Here is a 14,990-nt window from a genome sequence, read left to right on the forward strand (position 1 = left end):
TCGTCTTGACTGAACCAATTGGTATTTAATTGGTATTTCAGACTATGCCATGCCATCGAGAATGCAAGGTGAAAATCCATTTCGTATATTTATCAAAGCAAACAGACGCAAAAAAAACCGCGCCCTTTCGGGACGCGGTTTCGGCTGCGCCGCATTTTATCGACAGCTGTCCGGCGTGCAGAATAGCGCGTCGTCTCCTGTCTCCGCCGGCTTGGGCAGGCGCTTGGCCAGATCGGCGGCCAGTTGCTGGGGCTTGCCGAACCAGCTGGACAGCTCCAGCCGCTCTAGTTGGCCATCCTGCTCCAGCATCACGGACGGGAAGCCCCGCAAGCCCAGCCTGGCCATCATTTGCCGGGTCTGCGCGATATGGCTTGCCGCCTCCGTCCGCGCCGCGCGCCAGGCCTGGGCGAAAGCCGCCGCGTCGGCCCCCTGCTCCGCCACCAGCTGCGCCAGCACCTCGAACTCGGCGATGCGTCGCCCCTCCTGATAGTGGGCGCGCTGGATGCGGGCCAGCATGGCGAGCGGCTCCAAACCCAGCTTGCCAGCCGCCAGGATGGCGGCGATGGGCGGGTCCGACGCCAAAGGCGCGCCGATATCGCGCAGCAGGCCTTCGAAATAAGCCTCGCCGAAAGGCTGGCCGCTCATCTGGGCGATGCGCGCGTCGTGCGGCATCACATAGCCGCGCCACTCCGGCGTGATGGTGCGGCCTTCCGCTTCGTCCAGCATGCCGCCGGCATGCATGATCAATTCCAATCCCGGCACGGCGGCCGCCGCCTTCAGCAAGGGAGAAGCGCCGTAGCACCAGCCGCACAGCGGATCGTAGAAATAATGCAGTTTCATGCTTGTTACCACTTCATCTCGCCCTTGCGCACCTTGGCGCCCAGCTCCAGCGTCGACACTTCGGCGGCTTGCGGATAAGCCTGCTTCATCGCCTCGATCAGCTCGCCGCTGTTGGCGGTGACGGCATTCTTGGCCTCAAAGGTTTTCAGGTAATCGCGGGTGTAGCGGATGGCGGACACGTCCATCTTGTCGCCGGCGATCATATGGCCCGGCACCACCACCTCCGGCTTCAGCGCTTCCATGTCGTCCAGCTGCTTGTACCAACCCTTGCGCTCGGCGTCGTTCTGAGTATCGGCCGTCCAGACGTGCATGCCGGAGTAGACGCCGACATTGCCGACGATGGCGCGGATGGACGGAATCCATACATAGCCGCGATGCGCCATCACGCCCTGGGTGTCGCGCAGTTCCAGCGCCTTGCCTTCCAGCATGATCTTGTCGGCCTTGATCTCGGTCGGCAGCAGCGGATTCGCCTGCGGCGCGTTGGCGCCCATCTTCGGGCCCCAGAACGCCACCTTGCCCTTCACATTGCCCTTGATGTGGGCCAGCACTTCCGGCGCGGCCACCAGTTCGGCCTTGGGGAAGATCTGCTTCAGCACCGAGGCGCCGAAGTAGTAGTCCGGATCGGCTTGGCTGATGTAAATGGTTTTCAGATTCTTGCCGCTGTCCAGCACCTTGGCGGCGATGCGGTAGGCGTCGGCGCGGGTGAAGCCAGTGTCGATCAGCACGGCGTCCTTGTCGCCGGTCACCAGCACGGAGGAAACATTGAAGCTGTTGCCGTCGGCATTGTAGACCGACAGCTTGAGGTCGCCCGCATGGGCGAAACCGGCGGCGGCGAGAGCGGCGGCGATCAGGGTTTGACGGATCATGGTGAGACTCCTTAAGTCTGGTGCCGGCGCCCGCCGGCGGGGTTGCACTGCGAATCAGTGAAGATGCGCACACTATAAGCTTAGTAATCGCACCAATAAATCGCTTAAAATGCACATTATTGTTTCAAAAAACGAGCATATAAATGGACAGGCTGACCGCGATGCAAGTATTCGCCGAAGTCGCCCAGCTGGGCAGCTTCACCGCCGCCGGCGACAAACTGGACATGTCCCGCCCCATGGTCACCCGTTATGTCGACGAGCTGGAACAGTGGCTGGGCGTTCGCTTGTTGCAACGCTCCACCCGCAAAGTCACCTTGACCGACGCCGGCCTGGCCTGCCTGGCGCGCTGCCAGCAGATGCTGGAACTGGCGGCCGAAGTGCGGGCCGACGCCAGCCAGCGCGACGGCCAGGTGCGCGGCGTGTTGCGGGTGGCGGCCAGCACCTCGTTTGGCCTGGCGGTGCTGGGCGGCTTGATGGCCGAATTCAGCGAGCGCCACCCGCAGCTGCGCATCGACCTGCAACTGGGCGACCGCGCCGTCAATCTGATTGAAGAAAGAATAGACCTAGCCATCCGCATCACCAATGAGCCCGATCCCGGGCTGGTGGGACGGCGGTTATGCGACTGCCGCTCGCTGGCGGTGGCCTCGCCCGCTTATCTGGCCCGCCACGGCGTGCCCGGGCATCCGATGGATCTGGAAAACCACCGCTGCCTCAGTTACAGCAACTTCGGCCGCAGCGAATGGCGCTTCCGCCAGGGAGAAGAAGAACAGCGGGTCAGAGTCAGCGGCGCCATCAGCGCCAACGAGGCCAGCGCCCTGCTGTGCGCGGCGGCCGCGGGCGGCGGCATCGCCCTGCAACCCAGCTATCTGGCCGCGCCCTACGTGCGCCGCGGCGAACTGGTGGCGCTGCTGCCGGACTGGCAGCCGCAGCTGATGGGGATTCACGCGCTGTATCCGTCGCGCCGCCTGCTGCCGCTGGCGCTGCGCAGCTTGCTGGATTTTTTGGTGGAAAGACTCGGTGGTCCGCTGCCGCCGTGGGACCGCGCCGCCGCTTAAGCATCGCCGCCGCTTATGCCTTATCAGCATGAAGAAGTGCATTTTCGAGCCAAATGGCTATTGGCAATTGCCGGTTGCCGCAAGATCGCCTAAGCTCAGCTACATCCGATATGCCGGCCGCCCGCCGGCAGTGACGCAACCTGTTAATGAAGTGGAATCAGATCGATGTGCCAGCTGCTGGGCATGAATTGCAATATCCCGACCGACATCCTGTTCTCGTTCGAGGGCTTCCATCGCCGCGGCGGCCTGACCGACCACCATGCCGATGGCTGGGGCATCGCCTTTTTCGAACAAAAGGGTTGCCGCGTTTTCCTGGATGACAAACCCTCGGTCGAATCGCCGGTAGCCGAACTGGTGCGCCGCTACCCGATCAAGTCCGAGAACGTCATCGCCCACATCCGCAAGGCCACCCAGGGCAAGGTCAACCTGGCCAACACCCACCCGTTCATGCGCGAGATGTGGGGCCAGTACTGGATCTTCGCCCACAACGGCAATCTGGAAGACTTCCAGCCGGAAACCGGCGAATATTACCGCCCGGTGGGCACCACCGACTCCGAGCGCGCCTTCTGCCACCTGATGGAGCGCCTGCGCGCCAAGTGGTCGCAGCCGCCCGAGCTGGAAACGCTGTTCCAGGAAGTCGCCGCGCTGGCGGCGGAGATCTGCAGCAAGGGCGTGTTCAATTTCATGCTGAGCAATGGCGAAGTGTTGTTCGCCCATTGCTCCACCCATCTGCACTACATCATCCGCCGCGCGCCGTTCAACACCGCCCACCTGGTGGACAACGACGTCAGCGTCGATTTCGCCACCGTCACCACGCCGCGCGACCAGGTGGCGATGATCGCCACTCAGCCGCTGACCGACAACGAGCACTGGACCGCGTTGTCGCCGGGCGAACTGATACTGTTCCGCGACGGCGCGCCGCTGCTGACGCACAAGACGGACTGACATCCAGGCGGCGATTGGCGGTATGCTGAAGGCAAGCCCTCCACGACCGGATCCGCCATGAGCCGCTTCGACTTCAGCCAGCCGCCGTTCGACACGCTCGGTCCCGCCGAGCGCGACGCGCTGGAAGCCCGCGCCGACATCGTCTACTTTCCCGACGACGCGCTGGTCATCGGCCCCGGCCAGGCCATAGACGCGCTGTACATGGTGATCAAAGGCAAGGTGTGCGAGCTGGCCGGAGAGGAAGTGGTTTCGCGCTACCATCCGCGCGACAGCTTCGACACCCGCGCGCTGATCGCCGGCCAAACGCCGCACCGCTTCGTAGTGGAGGAAGAGGCATTGCTGCTGGCGCTGCCGCGCGCCGAGCTGCTGGCCCTGACCGAAAGCCATCCGCGCTTCGGCGCCTATTTCTACGCCAGCGTCTCGCAAAAGCTGGGCATGCTGGCGCAGCGCGCCGGCACCCGCGAACTGCAAACGCTGCTGACCGCCACCGTGCGCGACGCCGGCTGCCGCCAGCCGGTATTTGTCGACGCCGCCGACAGCATCCGGGACGTAGCTGCCGCCATGAAGGCGCAGCGCAGCAAATCCGTGCTGGTGCGCGATGGCGAGCGGCTGGGCATCTTCACCACCACGGATTTCCGCGACGTGATCCTGGACGGCGTGGACAGCGCCGAACCGATAGGCCGCCACTGCGGCTACCAATTGCTGACCATAGACATCGACGATTTCCTGTTCAACGCCCTGCTGTTGATGACGCAGCGCAATCTGCGCCGGCTGGTGGTGACGGAACACGGCCGGCCGGTCGGCATCCTGGCGCAGGTCGACGTGCTGTCCTACTTCTCCAACCACTCCCATTTGATCGCGCAACGGCTGGAGCGCGCCAGCAGCCTGGATGAGCTTGCCGATATCGCCAGCCAGATCGACCGGCTGATCGGCATCCTGTCCGGCCACGGCGTGCGGCCGCTGCAACTTGGTCGGCTGGTGCAGGCGCTGAACGCGCGGCTGTTCGCCCGCGCCTGGCGGATGATCGCGCCGGCCGAAGTGGCGGACAACAGCTGCCTGATCGTGCTCGGCTCGGAAGGCCGCGGCGAGCAAATCCTCAAGACCGATCAGGACAACGCGCTGCTATTGCGCGACGGCGTTCCCCCTGAAAGCGCGGCGGAATATTGCGGCGCCTTCTCTGCCGCCCTCGCCCGCTTTGGCTACCCGCCCTGCCCAGGCGGCGTCATGGTCAGCCACCCCGAATGGCGATTGACCCGCGCCGCCATGCGCGACCGCATACACGGCTGGCTGGCCCAGCCTAGCGGCGAGGGCATGATGCAGCTGGCCATCTTCTGCGACGCCGAAGCGGTATGCGGCGACGCCTCCTTGCTGGCCGACTACCGCGGCTACCTGCGCGAACGCTTGCAGGACGACGCCGGCTTCTACGCCCGCTTCGCCCGCGCCATCGATCAGTTCGACACGCCGCTGGGGCCGTTCGCCCGGCTGCGCACCCGCGAACGCGATGGCCGCGACACGCTGGATTTGAAAAAAGGCGGCATTTTCCCGCTGGTGCATGGCTTGCGCGCGCTGGCGCTGGAATACGGCATCGACGAAACCGGAAGCCACGCCCGCGCGCAGGCGCTCGCCGCCGCCGGGCGGCTGGAATCCTCTTTGGCCAACGACATCGTGGAGGCGCTGGGCGTGTTGTCGCAATTGCGGCTGGACCAGGGGCTGCGGCGCATCGAGGCGGGCCAGCCTGCAGACAACTGGATCGAGCCGGAACGGCTATCGTCGCTGGAAAGAGACCTGCTGAAGGAGGCGCTGGCCGTCGTCAAGCGCTTCAAGGCGCAACTGCGCCACCACTATCGCCTGGGCAGCCTGTAATGCTGCGCCAATGGCACCGCCGCTGGCTGCTTGCCCGGTTGCGCGATCCGGCCTGGCGCCATGTATTCGACGAACACCCGGAGGAGCTGGTCAGCCTCGATTGCGAAACCACCAGCCTAGACGTCAAGAAGGCCGAGCTGCTGTCGATAGGCGCCGTCAAGCTGCGCGGCAACCGCATCCTCAGCAGCGAATCGCTGTACCTGCTGGTCAAACCGCAAACCCTGCCGCAAGGCGACAATATCGCCATCCACGGCTTGCGCCGGCGCGATCTGGACGAAGGCATGGAACCGGCGCAGGCCGTGCGGCAGCTGCTGGATTTCATCGGCGGCCGGCCATTGCTCGGCTACTACCTGGAATACGACGTGGCGGTGTTGAACAAATACGTGAAGCCGCTGCTCGGCATTGCCCTGCCGCAACGGCAGATCGAGGTTTCCGCCCGCTACTACGACTACAAGTTCAAGCAAAACCCCGGCGCCTATATCGACCTCAGGCTGGCCGAGCTGTACCGCGACCTCGCCATCCCCGCCCCGCCGCGGCACGACGCGCTGAACGACGCGCTGGGCGTGGCCATGCTGTACCAGGCGCTGCGCCAGCGCGGATTCGGTTAAGCGCCGTTGCCGCCTTGGATCAGGTTCTGTGCGAGCTTGGGTTGCAGGCGCCAAACCCCACTCAGGCGCATGACAAAATATTTGTAAACATTTGCCTCTCCTCTTAGCTCATTTCTGGCACGCGCCTTGCTGACACTCATAGCGGCAAGCCATTGTTCCGGCAAGAAAAATCGGCAAATAGACGCTTTGATACCGGCATGGCGGCAAGCGACAGCGGCAAAGCGGCAAAAATTGCAGCCCTGCCGCCCAGGACAGCAGCTGATCCGTGAAGCGCTGCCCGGCATCCACGTTTTCAAGGAGAGGCAATATGTCTATCAGCAGCAACACCAGCACGTACTGGCAGCAACTGCAATCGCTGCATCAGCAGCGGCGCCAGGATTTCAGCAGCCTGACGCAATCGGTTCAGCAAGGCGACATCGCCGGCGCGCAACAAGCGCTGGCCGCACTGCAGCAGCTGAACGGTTCCAACAACACCGACAATGGCAACCAGGATTTCGGCGCGGTGCTGAACAATGCCATCAGCGCGGCATCCTCCACGTCCGCCACCGGCGCCAGCGCCACGGCAACCGACCCGTTCGCCGCGCTGAACAACAGCCAGACCAGCGGCGGCACCGGCAATTCCGTCTCCTCCTTGCTGAAAACCCTGGGCCAGGATCTGCAATCCGGCAACCTGAGCCAGGCGCAGCAGGCTTTCCAGCAACTGCAGCAAGGCCTGCAACAGGCCAACGGGGCGCAAGCCAGCGAAGGCGGCCATCGCCACCATCATCATCACCATGACAGCGGCGGCGAGCAAAACAACGGTTTGGCCAACCTATTGAACGGCGGCAATAACAAGCAAAGCGCGGCGACGGACAGCAGCGCCAGCAGCAACGCCATCAACCAGCAAGCCCAGGCCGCGCTCAGCCTGTACCAGGCCAGCGCCGGCAACAATGACATCTCCAGCCTGCTGATGTCGCTATCGGTGTAAAGCTTCCCGGCTTCAAGACAAAGGCCTTCCACGCGGAAGGCCTTTTTAATTTGCCGGACATAGGCAGAACCTCAAGCGCGCTGGCCGTCCATTTTGGCACGGCTGGCGCAGCCATCAAACCAGGGCCGCAGGCTGGCATCGAACGCTGCCGCCAGCGTCTGCGCCTGCTGGTAAGCCAGCTCGCCCTCGTCGCGGCGTCCCAGGCCAAAGCATGCCCGGGCGCGTTCGAGCAATAGAAAGGCGCGGTCCACGTCTTCCTCGCCGTTGTCGGCGATCAACGCCAGGCCGGCATCGGCCGATTGCAGGCCATCGCGCCACTGCGCGAATCGATTCGCCGTCAGAGCCAGCAGGTACTCGGCCCGCTCATGATGGACCCAGCTCCCCGCCCGCCCCCATAGCCGCCGCGCGCACTGCGCGGCCCGCCACACAATGCGCGGGCTTGAGGAGTCGGCATCCAGGTCTTCCCGCTCCAGCAGCCCGGAAACGATATTGTTGGCCAGCGAAGCCAGCGCGGCGTCGTTGGCGCTGGCCGCGATAGGCTCCAGCTCCTGCAGCAACTCATCCAATGCCGGCAGCAAGCCGGACAGCGGGCCATGCTGTTGCAAACCCTGCAACACGCCCAGCCGCGCCAGCAGCCGCATCATCCCGGCGTCCATTCCCGCGGCCTGCCATTGCCGCTCCAGCCGCCAGGCCGCCAAAGCGTCGCCGGACAAAGTTGCGGCAACCAGGCTATGGCGCAGCAGGATGGGGCCGGCGTCTGACAGGGGCAAACGGCGCAATAGCGTCCAGGCTGCGCGCCAGTCGCCCTTTTGCTCGCCCAGCAAGTGATTGATCAGCCAGGCCAAGCGCGGATGGTCGGCCGGCGGCAGCGCAGGAGAATCGATCAATCCGGGCAATTGCGCGATCACCTCATCCGGACTGTCGTCGTGGATTTGAATCAGCTGTTGCAGCGTGGAGGCGGCGGTCATGAAAAAGGCCTTTCTCAAAGAAAGGCCCAGTTTCCACAACGCCACCCGACATGTCAAAGGCATCAGCCGTTGGGCATGCTGTCTTCTCCATCGCCAGCCCGGCGCGCCGCCCGGCGCATCAGCTGCAACTGCTGCGAGAATTGGCGGCAATTGCCGCATAGCAGCAGGTGCATCCTCAATTTCAGATGTTCGGTGGCGCCCAGGGGCCGATCCAGGCCGGCCGAAATCAGCCGGCTGGCTTCGCGGCAACTCAACTTCATCGCTCGTCCTCCCGGCTCCAGCGTATTGAAAAACATTCGCGCAGACTCATCCGCGCCCGGTACAGCAGTACTGAACAGTTTGTCGCGCTGATGTCCAGATTGTTACAGATGTCGGCGATTTCCATCCCCATCACTTCGCGCATGACAAATACCATGGCGGTGCGGCGCGGCATCACTTGGGAACACTCTTCGAACACCTGCCAGAACTGGCGCGAGATCAGCTGGCTCTCCGGCCCGCTCCAGGCCTTGACCGGCTCGCGCCAATGACCGTCCCGCGCGAACAGGCCGTCGAAATCGCTGTCGTCCGCTTCGTCCTCCAGCGACTCGAACAGCTTCTCCTTCCCCTTGCGGCGCATCGCGTCTATCAATTTGAAGCGCAGAATGGAAGTCAGCCAGGTGCGCAGGGTGGATTTGCCGGAAAAGCTGGCCTGCGACTCCAGCGCCGCCAGCAGCGTTTCCTGCACCGCCTCCTCCGCCGCGTCGCGTTCGCGCAATTGCGCCAGCGCGTAGCGCAACAAATACGGCCGTTCCCGCTCGATCAGCTGCGCGTCTATCATGCTCACTCCCTGCAGAATTCCACCGCCTGGTCCAGCCGGTCCACCGCCAGCACTTTCAGGCCTTCGATTTCTTGCCGCGGCTTGTTGGCGCTGGGCACGATGGCGCGGGTGAAGCCGAGCTTGGCGGCTTCTTTCAGCCGCTCCTGGCCGCGCGTCACCGGACGCACCTCGCCGGCCAGTCCCACCTCGCCGAACACCACCAGCTTTTCCGGCAGCGCCTTGTTGCGCAAGGACGAAACCATGGCCAGGATGATGGCCAGGTCGGCCGCTGGCTCGTTGATCTTGACGCCGCCCACCGCATTCAGGAACACGTCCTGGTCGAAGCAAGCCACGCCGCCATGGCGGTGCAACACCGCCAGCAGCATCGCCAGCCGGTTCTGCTCCAGGCCGACAGTGAGACGCTTGGGCTGGAAGCCATGGCAGTCGTCCACCAGCGCCTGGATTTCCACCAGCAAGGGCCGCGTGCCCTCCTGCGTCACCAGCACGCAGGAACCAGCGACGTCGTCGCGATACGAGGAAAGGAAGATGGCCGACGGATTGGACACGCCCTTCAGGCCGCGGTCGGTCATCGCGAACACGCCCAGCTCGTTGACCGCGCCGAAGCGGTTCTTGATCGCGCGTATCATGCGGTAGCTGGAATGGGAGTCGCCTTCGAAATACAGCACGGTGTCCACCATATGCTCCAGCACGCGCGGACCGGCCAGCGAGCCTTCCTTGGTGACATGGCCCACCAGCAGCACCGTGATGCCGCTCTGCTTGGCCATGCGCGTCAGCTGCGCCGCGCACTCCCGCACCTGCGACACCGAACCCGGCGCCGACGTCACCTGCTCGGTGTACAGCGTCTGGATGGAATCGATCACCACCACGTCGGGCAGTTCGCGCTTCAGCGTGGCCAGGATGTTTTCGATGCAGATCTCGGCCAGCAGATTGACGCTGCTGGTATCCAGCGCTAGCCGCGAGGCGCGCAAGGCGATCTGCTGCGCCGATTCCTCGCCCGACACATACAACACCTTGCGGTTGCGGCCGATCTGCGACAAGGCCTGCAGCAGCAGCGTGGATTTGCCGATGCCGGGGTCGCCGCCGATCAGCACCACCGCGCCGCGCACGATGCCGCCGCCCAGCACGCGGTCCAGCTCGTCGATGCCGGAAGGATCGCGCGGGGTTTCCTCGGTCTGCACTTCGGACAGCTTCTGCACCTGGGTGACATTGGCCGCCCAGGACTGGAAGCGCGGACCGGCTGCAGCAGGGGCGGCGACCGATTCCACCAGCGTGTTCCAGGCGTTGCAGTGCGGGCATTGGCCCTGCCATTTGGGCGCTTGCCCGCCGCACTCGGTGCAGCTGAATACGGTTTTGCTCTTGGCCATTCGGGACAATTCAATGGAAATCAAAGGCGGAAGGATAACAGGAGCCGGCCAGCCATGCCGCAAAAGCGGACGATCAATTGGCTGGATGCTTGGCGTCGGACTTGTTGAGCTCGTTGATGATGTTCAGCAGGCGCTTCTGATCGGCCTCGCTCTTGCCGTTGGACTGCTTGGGCTTGGCCGGCGAGTCGGGATGCTGCATCGCAGCCAACACGGCTGCGACTTGCGGATCATTCTTGGCCGCCTGATCGGCCTCTTCGCTGGTTAAGGGATGCGGGCCGGCGTCGCTGGACTTGCCGGCTAGCGCGGCCGGCTTGTTGACGGCGGCGGCTGGCGCGCCCGCCATGGCGCCGCTGGCGGCGACCGGCTTCTCCGGCGGCGGCGCCATCGTCTCCAGCTTGTTCTTGGCCATGTATTCGTTCATCTCGCGCCAGCCGGCATAAATGGATGCCTTGTCGGCCTCGGGGTTGCGGATATAGCACTCCTCGAGCGAGCGGCCGGTCTGGCGGCAGGCGGCGCCCACGGCCTTGTCCGAGTCGCGGGTCAGGCCGGTCACGCTGTTCACCCAATTGCATCCGCCAAGGGCCAACATGGTCGTCAGCAGCAGCAAAATTCTCATGCTCATCCCCCGTTTTCGCTAATGCGTCAGCCGCGCGGCTGACGCAGATCCAGTTCCAGCACTTCGCCGCTGCGTCCACGGCTGTCTGCGCTCATCCAGTACAGCAGATGCGGCATCAGGTCGGCCAGATCGCCGCGCTCGCGCTTGTCTTCGCCCGGATGCGTCCGGTTGCGCTGCGGCGAGTTGACCGGGCCCGGCAGCAGCAGATTGACCCGCAAATTGGGATGCATGTCCCATTCGCTGGCGGCCACCGTGGTCAGATAAACCTGGCCGGCATTGGAAGCGCCGAAGCCGCCCCAGTAGGCCGCGGGATGCAGCGCGTGATGCTCGCCGACGAACAGCACCGACGCATCCGGCGCATCCTTCAACAGCGGCAGGCAGGCGCGGGTCAGCGCGAAGCGGGCCACGGTATTGATGCGGTATTGGTTCATCCATTCTTCTATGGTCTGGTTGCTCAGTGGCGACAACGCGTAAAAATGCGAGGCGCAATGCAGAATCCCGTCCAGGCGGCCGAACTCCCGATGTATGGTCAGCGCCAGATTATTGAATTCGTTCTCGCCGGCATTCAGCAGATCCAGCGGCACCGCGGCCGGCTCCGGCGCGCCGCTCGCCACCACTTCATCGTAGACTCTCTCCAGGCCCTTGACGCTGCGAGATAACAACACCACCGTCGCCCCATGGCGGGCGAAGGCCAGCGCCGCCTCGCGGCCTATGCCTTGCGAGGCGCCGGTAACCAGGATGACGCGCCCGGCCAGGGCGTCTGCAGCAAATTCCGTTTTCATTGTCATTGTTCTACCTGTAAATCCCGCTTCACGGCGGCGGCCGCGGCTACGCCGCTGCGCGCCGCGCCCTCCAGTGTCGCCGGGTAATCGGGATGCACCCAATCTCCGGCCAGATAAACTCCCGGCCACGCAGTGCGAGCATCCGGCCTCATCAGGCCGATCTCGCTGGCAAACGTGGCCCGCTTTTCCACAATCACTTGGCTTTGGCAAGGCTCGCCCAGCCAGGGCGCCAAGCGGCGCGCATCGGCCGCCACCGCGTGGACCAGTTCTTCGGCCGGCGGCAGGGCGGCGGGCGCGCTGATCACAGCGGCCAGCCAACCAGCCTCGCCGCACAGCGCCTCGCGATCGAACAGCCAGTCCGCCGTGCCGCCGCTGACGCCCATCATCGGCGCCGGCAAGCGCGGCGAGCGGTCGAAGCGCATATACACCGTGGCGATGGGGCAATAACGGTAGGCGGCTACCGACTCCCGCAATGCCGGCTCGGCCAGCAAATCCTTGGCATGATATGGCGCCACGGCGACGATCACGGCATCATACTCCGTACCGTCCACCTGCGGCCTGCCATCCTTGATTTCCACCGACGCCACGCGCTCGCCTCTCCGCAGCGCCGCACCGCGCTCGCCCAGCCAGCGCCAGGCGGGATCGGGAAACAGCGAGGACAGATCAAGCGCCGGCAGCAAGAGATCGCTGGCCTCGCGCGCGGCGCCCAGGCTGTCGCGCAAGACGGCGGCCAACACCCGCATCGATGCCCGCGGCAGCGGCGTATTCAGCGCCGACGCCACCAAGGGCTGCCAGAAGTCGCGGCGCAAGGCCGCGCTTTGCCCCTGCGCCGCCAACCAGGCTTCCACGCTCAAATCGCGCTCTAAGCGGTATCCCGAGCGCCGCAATCCATCCAGCGCGCGCGCCAGTTTCCACTTGTCCGTCCAGGACACGCCGCGCGCCAGCAGCAGCCCAGCCGCCACATGCAGGGGCGCCGGCAGGTGCGGGCAGCGCAGACGCAAGCCGCCATCGCGCAGCCACTGCATGGGCAGCCGCCGCAAAGCGCTTTCCGAGCTGACGCCTACAGTCCGCATCAGGCGCAAGCATTCTGCATAAGCGCCCAGCAGAATGTGCTGACCATTGTCAAACCTGGCGCCATCTTTGCCGGCGCACCGCGCCCGCCCGCCAGGGTCGCGCCCGGCCTCGTACACGGCGAGGTCCGCCCAGCCGGCCAGTTCCACCGCCGCGGCGAGGCCGGCCCAGCCGGCGCCCACCACCGCCACTCTCGGTTTCACGGCTGGTAGCCGAAGGTCCAGGTTTTCCACGCCAGCCACAGCTTGCGGCCGGTTCCCAGCGATAGGCGCTGGTTCAGCACTTTGGCAGGGCCATCCTGCCGGATTTCCTCCAGCGTGGCGCGGTAGATCGCCGCCATCAGCAGGCCGGGCCGCTGCGACTTGCGGTCTTCCGCCGGCAGCAAATCCCAGGCCTTGCGGTATTGCTCCTGCGCCCGTTCGATCTGGAAGGCCATCAGCGCCTGGAACGCCTCGCTCTCCTCGTAATGCAGAATGTCCATCGCCGGGCAATTGAAACGCTGCAGCTCGTCCATCGGCAGATAGATGCGGTCGCGCCGGGCGTCCTCGCCCACGTCGCGGATGATGTTGGTCAGCTGGAAAGCCACGCCCAGTTCATGAGCGTATTCCAGCGTGCGTTCGTCGCGGTAGCCGAAGATGCGGGCGGCCAGCTGCCCCACCACGCCGGCCACGCGGTGGCAATACAGCAGCAGGTCCTGGTAGCGCTGATAGCGCACCATGTGCAGGTCCATCTCCATGCCGTCCATGATCTCTTCCAGCTGCGACTGCGGCAGCTGGAAGGCCTTCAAATGCGGCTGCAGCGCGCGCATCACCGGATGGTCCACCTGGCCCAGATACGCCCGGCCCACCTCGCCGCGCCACCAGGCCAGCTTGGCCTTGGCCACGTTCAGGTCCTGGCACTCGTCCACCGCGTCGTCCACCTCGCGGCAGAAGGCGTACAGCGCGGTGATGGCGCGCCGCCGCTCCTCCGGCAGAAAACGGAAGCTGTAATAGAAACTGGAGCCGCTGGACGCGGCCTTGTCCTCGCAATACTGATCGGGCGTCACGCGCCTCTCCCAAAACTGTCGCCGGACTTTGCCGGCGGGATTCCGTAGTGTGCGTCGCGCCGGCTCATTTGCCCCGGCACGCACGCCATATCATGTATGCCCAATCGCGGCTGTTCAGCTTGGGCCGCTGGCGGAACACGTCGCCTTCGCTGGCATGCAGCTTTTGTAGGATGCGCTCGCCGCCCATCACGATCAGCCGCAACTCCAGCCCCAGCCTGCCGCGCAGCGTCCGCCCCAGCGGCGCGCCCGCCTGCAGCATCTTGCGCGCCCGCTCCACCTGGTAAAGCATCAGCGCGCGCCATTTGGCGTCGCAAAGTCCTTCCGCGATCTGCGCCTCCGTCACGCCAAAGCGCGAGAGATCCTCCTGCGGCAGATAGACCCGGTTCTTTTGCCAATCCACCGCCACATCCTGCCAAAAATTGATCAGCTGCAGCGCGGTGCAAATGCCGTCGGACTGCGCCAGGCTGCGGGGATCGGTTTCCCCGTACAGCGCCAGCAGCAACCTGCCCACCGGGTTGGCGGAACGGCGGCAGTAGTCGACCAGCTCGCCGAAGCTCTGATAGCGCGCCTTGCCTACATCTTGCCGGAAAGCCGACAGCAGGTCGCGGAACGGTTGCAGCGGCAAGGCATGCTCAGCGATGGCCACCGCCAGCGGCGCCATCAGCGCGATCCGCGGCGGCTCGCCGACGGCGATGCGGTCCAGATCGGCTTCCAGCCTGTCCAGCTCGGCCAGCCGCGCCGCCGCCGCGGCGTCGCCCTCGTCGGCCACGTCGTCGGCGTAGCGGGCGAAATGGTAGATGGCGTGCACCGCGCGCCGCATCTTGCGCGGCAACAGGATGGACCCCACCGGGAAATTTTCATAATGGCCAACCGACATAGCCGCCTCTCAAACCGATTCCGGCTGCGGATTATAACCGAGCCTGCGTGACAGCGTCCCGCGCGCTGACAATGCCATGTTCAATCCCGCCGGAACATGCCAAATCGACTTGCGCCGGCATTTTCCACTTTTGTGACGACAGGGTATTTACAAGCCGCCCGGAGACGCATACAATGCGCAGCACTGTGAACGCAGCGACATCCGACGGGGGTATAGCTCAGCTGGGAGAGCGCTTGCATGGCATGCAAGAGGTCAGCGGTTCGATCCCGCTTACCTCCACCAATCGACTGCTTCACCGAACAAAAA

General features: G+C 64.7%; 16 protein-coding genes and 1 tRNA gene. 6 read left to right on the forward strand and 11 right to left on the reverse strand.

Annotation, left to right across the window (positions count from 1 at the left end):
* Positions 1–156: 156 nt before the first annotated feature.
* Together BI343_RS01405 and BI343_RS01410 are read right to left on the reverse strand one after the other, a co-directional pair.
* A complete protein-coding gene (locus tag BI343_RS01405) occupies positions 157–840 on the reverse strand; it encodes a DsbA family protein (RefSeq protein WP_071108353.1) in 684 nt (227 codons plus the stop codon).
* A gap of 5 nt (positions 841–845) precedes the next feature.
* The gene (locus tag BI343_RS01410) at positions 846–1,706 is read right to left on the reverse strand and encodes an MBL fold metallo-hydrolase (RefSeq protein WP_043622672.1); all 861 of its coding nucleotides are present in this window, start codon (positions 1,704–1,706) and stop codon (positions 846–848) included.
* A 143-nt stretch (positions 1,707–1,849) separates the two neighbouring features.
* Between BI343_RS01410 and BI343_RS01415 the strand changes: the two genes are divergently transcribed.
* From BI343_RS01415 to BI343_RS01435, 5 genes are all read left to right on the forward strand, one after another.
* A complete protein-coding gene (locus BI343_RS01415) occupies positions 1,850–2,761 on the forward strand; it encodes a LysR family transcriptional regulator (RefSeq protein WP_071108354.1) in 912 nt (303 codons plus the stop codon).
* 165 nt (positions 2,762–2,926) lie between these two features.
* Positions 2,927–3,706: a class II glutamine amidotransferase gene (locus BI343_RS01420; protein ID WP_071108355.1), complete on the forward strand. Its 780-nt coding sequence runs from the start codon at positions 2,927–2,929 to the stop codon at positions 3,704–3,706.
* Between the two features lie 57 nt (positions 3,707–3,763).
* On the forward strand, positions 3,764–5,569 hold the full coding sequence (locus tag BI343_RS01425) for a putative nucleotidyltransferase substrate binding domain-containing protein (protein ID WP_071108356.1): 1,806 nt from the start codon (positions 3,764–3,766) through the stop codon (positions 5,567–5,569).
* The gene (locus BI343_RS01430; RefSeq protein ID WP_071108357.1) at positions 5,569–6,177 is read left to right on the forward strand and encodes a 3'-5' exonuclease; all 609 of its coding nucleotides are present in this window, start codon (positions 5,569–5,571) and stop codon (positions 6,175–6,177) included. The genes BI343_RS01425 and BI343_RS01430 overlap by 1 nt, the downstream gene beginning before the upstream one ends.
* Positions 6,178–6,484: 307 nt before the next feature.
* On the forward strand, positions 6,485–7,144 hold the full coding sequence (locus tag BI343_RS01435; protein ID WP_071108358.1) for a hypothetical protein: 660 nt from the start codon (positions 6,485–6,487) through the stop codon (positions 7,142–7,144).
* 71 nt (positions 7,145–7,215) lie between these two features.
* On the opposite strand, the gene BI343_RS01440 is transcribed toward BI343_RS01435, so the two are convergent.
* From BI343_RS01440 to hpnC, 9 genes are all read right to left on the reverse strand, one after another.
* On the reverse strand, positions 7,216–8,112 hold the full coding sequence (locus BI343_RS01440; protein WP_071108359.1) for a hypothetical protein: 897 nt from the start codon (positions 8,110–8,112) through the stop codon (positions 7,216–7,218).
* A 62-nt stretch (positions 8,113–8,174) separates the two neighbouring features.
* Positions 8,175–8,372 (reverse strand): zf-HC2 domain-containing protein, encoded by a 198-nt coding sequence (locus BI343_RS01445; protein ID WP_071108360.1) that lies wholly within the window; start codon positions 8,370–8,372, stop codon positions 8,175–8,177.
* A complete protein-coding gene (locus BI343_RS01450) occupies positions 8,369–8,929 on the reverse strand; it encodes a sigma-70 family RNA polymerase sigma factor (RefSeq protein ID WP_071108361.1) in 561 nt (186 codons plus the stop codon). The genes BI343_RS01445 and BI343_RS01450 overlap by 4 nt, the downstream gene beginning before the upstream one ends.
* Before the next feature lie 2 nt (positions 8,930–8,931).
* Positions 8,932–10,293 (reverse strand): DNA repair protein RadA, encoded by a 1,362-nt coding sequence (gene radA, locus BI343_RS01455; RefSeq protein ID WP_043622635.1) that lies wholly within the window; start codon positions 10,291–10,293, stop codon positions 8,932–8,934.
* A 73-nt stretch (positions 10,294–10,366) separates the two neighbouring features.
* Positions 10,367–10,909, reverse strand: coding sequence for a hypothetical protein (locus BI343_RS01460; protein ID WP_071108434.1), 543 nt, complete (start codon positions 10,907–10,909; stop codon positions 10,367–10,369).
* Positions 10,910–10,935: 26 nt separating this feature from the next.
* The gene (locus BI343_RS01465; protein ID WP_083340737.1) at positions 10,936–11,697 is read right to left on the reverse strand and encodes an SDR family oxidoreductase; all 762 of its coding nucleotides are present in this window, start codon (positions 11,695–11,697) and stop codon (positions 10,936–10,938) included.
* Complete coding sequence (hpnE, locus tag BI343_RS01470) at positions 11,694–12,965, reverse strand: hydroxysqualene dehydroxylase HpnE (RefSeq protein WP_071108362.1); 1,272 nt, start codon at positions 12,963–12,965, stop codon at positions 11,694–11,696. The genes BI343_RS01465 and hpnE overlap by 4 nt, the downstream gene beginning before the upstream one ends.
* Positions 12,962–13,807: a presqualene diphosphate synthase HpnD gene (gene hpnD / locus BI343_RS01475; protein WP_071108363.1), complete on the reverse strand. Its 846-nt coding sequence runs from the start codon at positions 13,805–13,807 to the stop codon at positions 12,962–12,964. The genes hpnE and hpnD overlap by 4 nt, the downstream gene beginning before the upstream one ends.
* A 64-nt stretch (positions 13,808–13,871) precedes the next feature.
* A complete protein-coding gene (gene hpnC / locus BI343_RS01480) occupies positions 13,872–14,684 on the reverse strand; it encodes a squalene synthase HpnC (RefSeq protein WP_071108364.1) in 813 nt (270 codons plus the stop codon).
* Positions 14,685–14,890: 206 nt separating this feature from the next.
* Between hpnC and BI343_RS01485 the strand changes: the two genes are divergently transcribed.
* A tRNA-Ala gene (locus BI343_RS01485) sits at positions 14,891–14,966 on the forward strand.
* The last annotated feature ends 24 nt before the right edge of the window (positions 14,967–14,990 follow it).

It is taken from the genome of Chromobacterium amazonense, assembly GCF_001855565.1.
GTDB classification, from domain to species: Bacteria; Pseudomonadota; Gammaproteobacteria; order Burkholderiales; family Chromobacteriaceae; genus Chromobacterium; species Chromobacterium amazonense.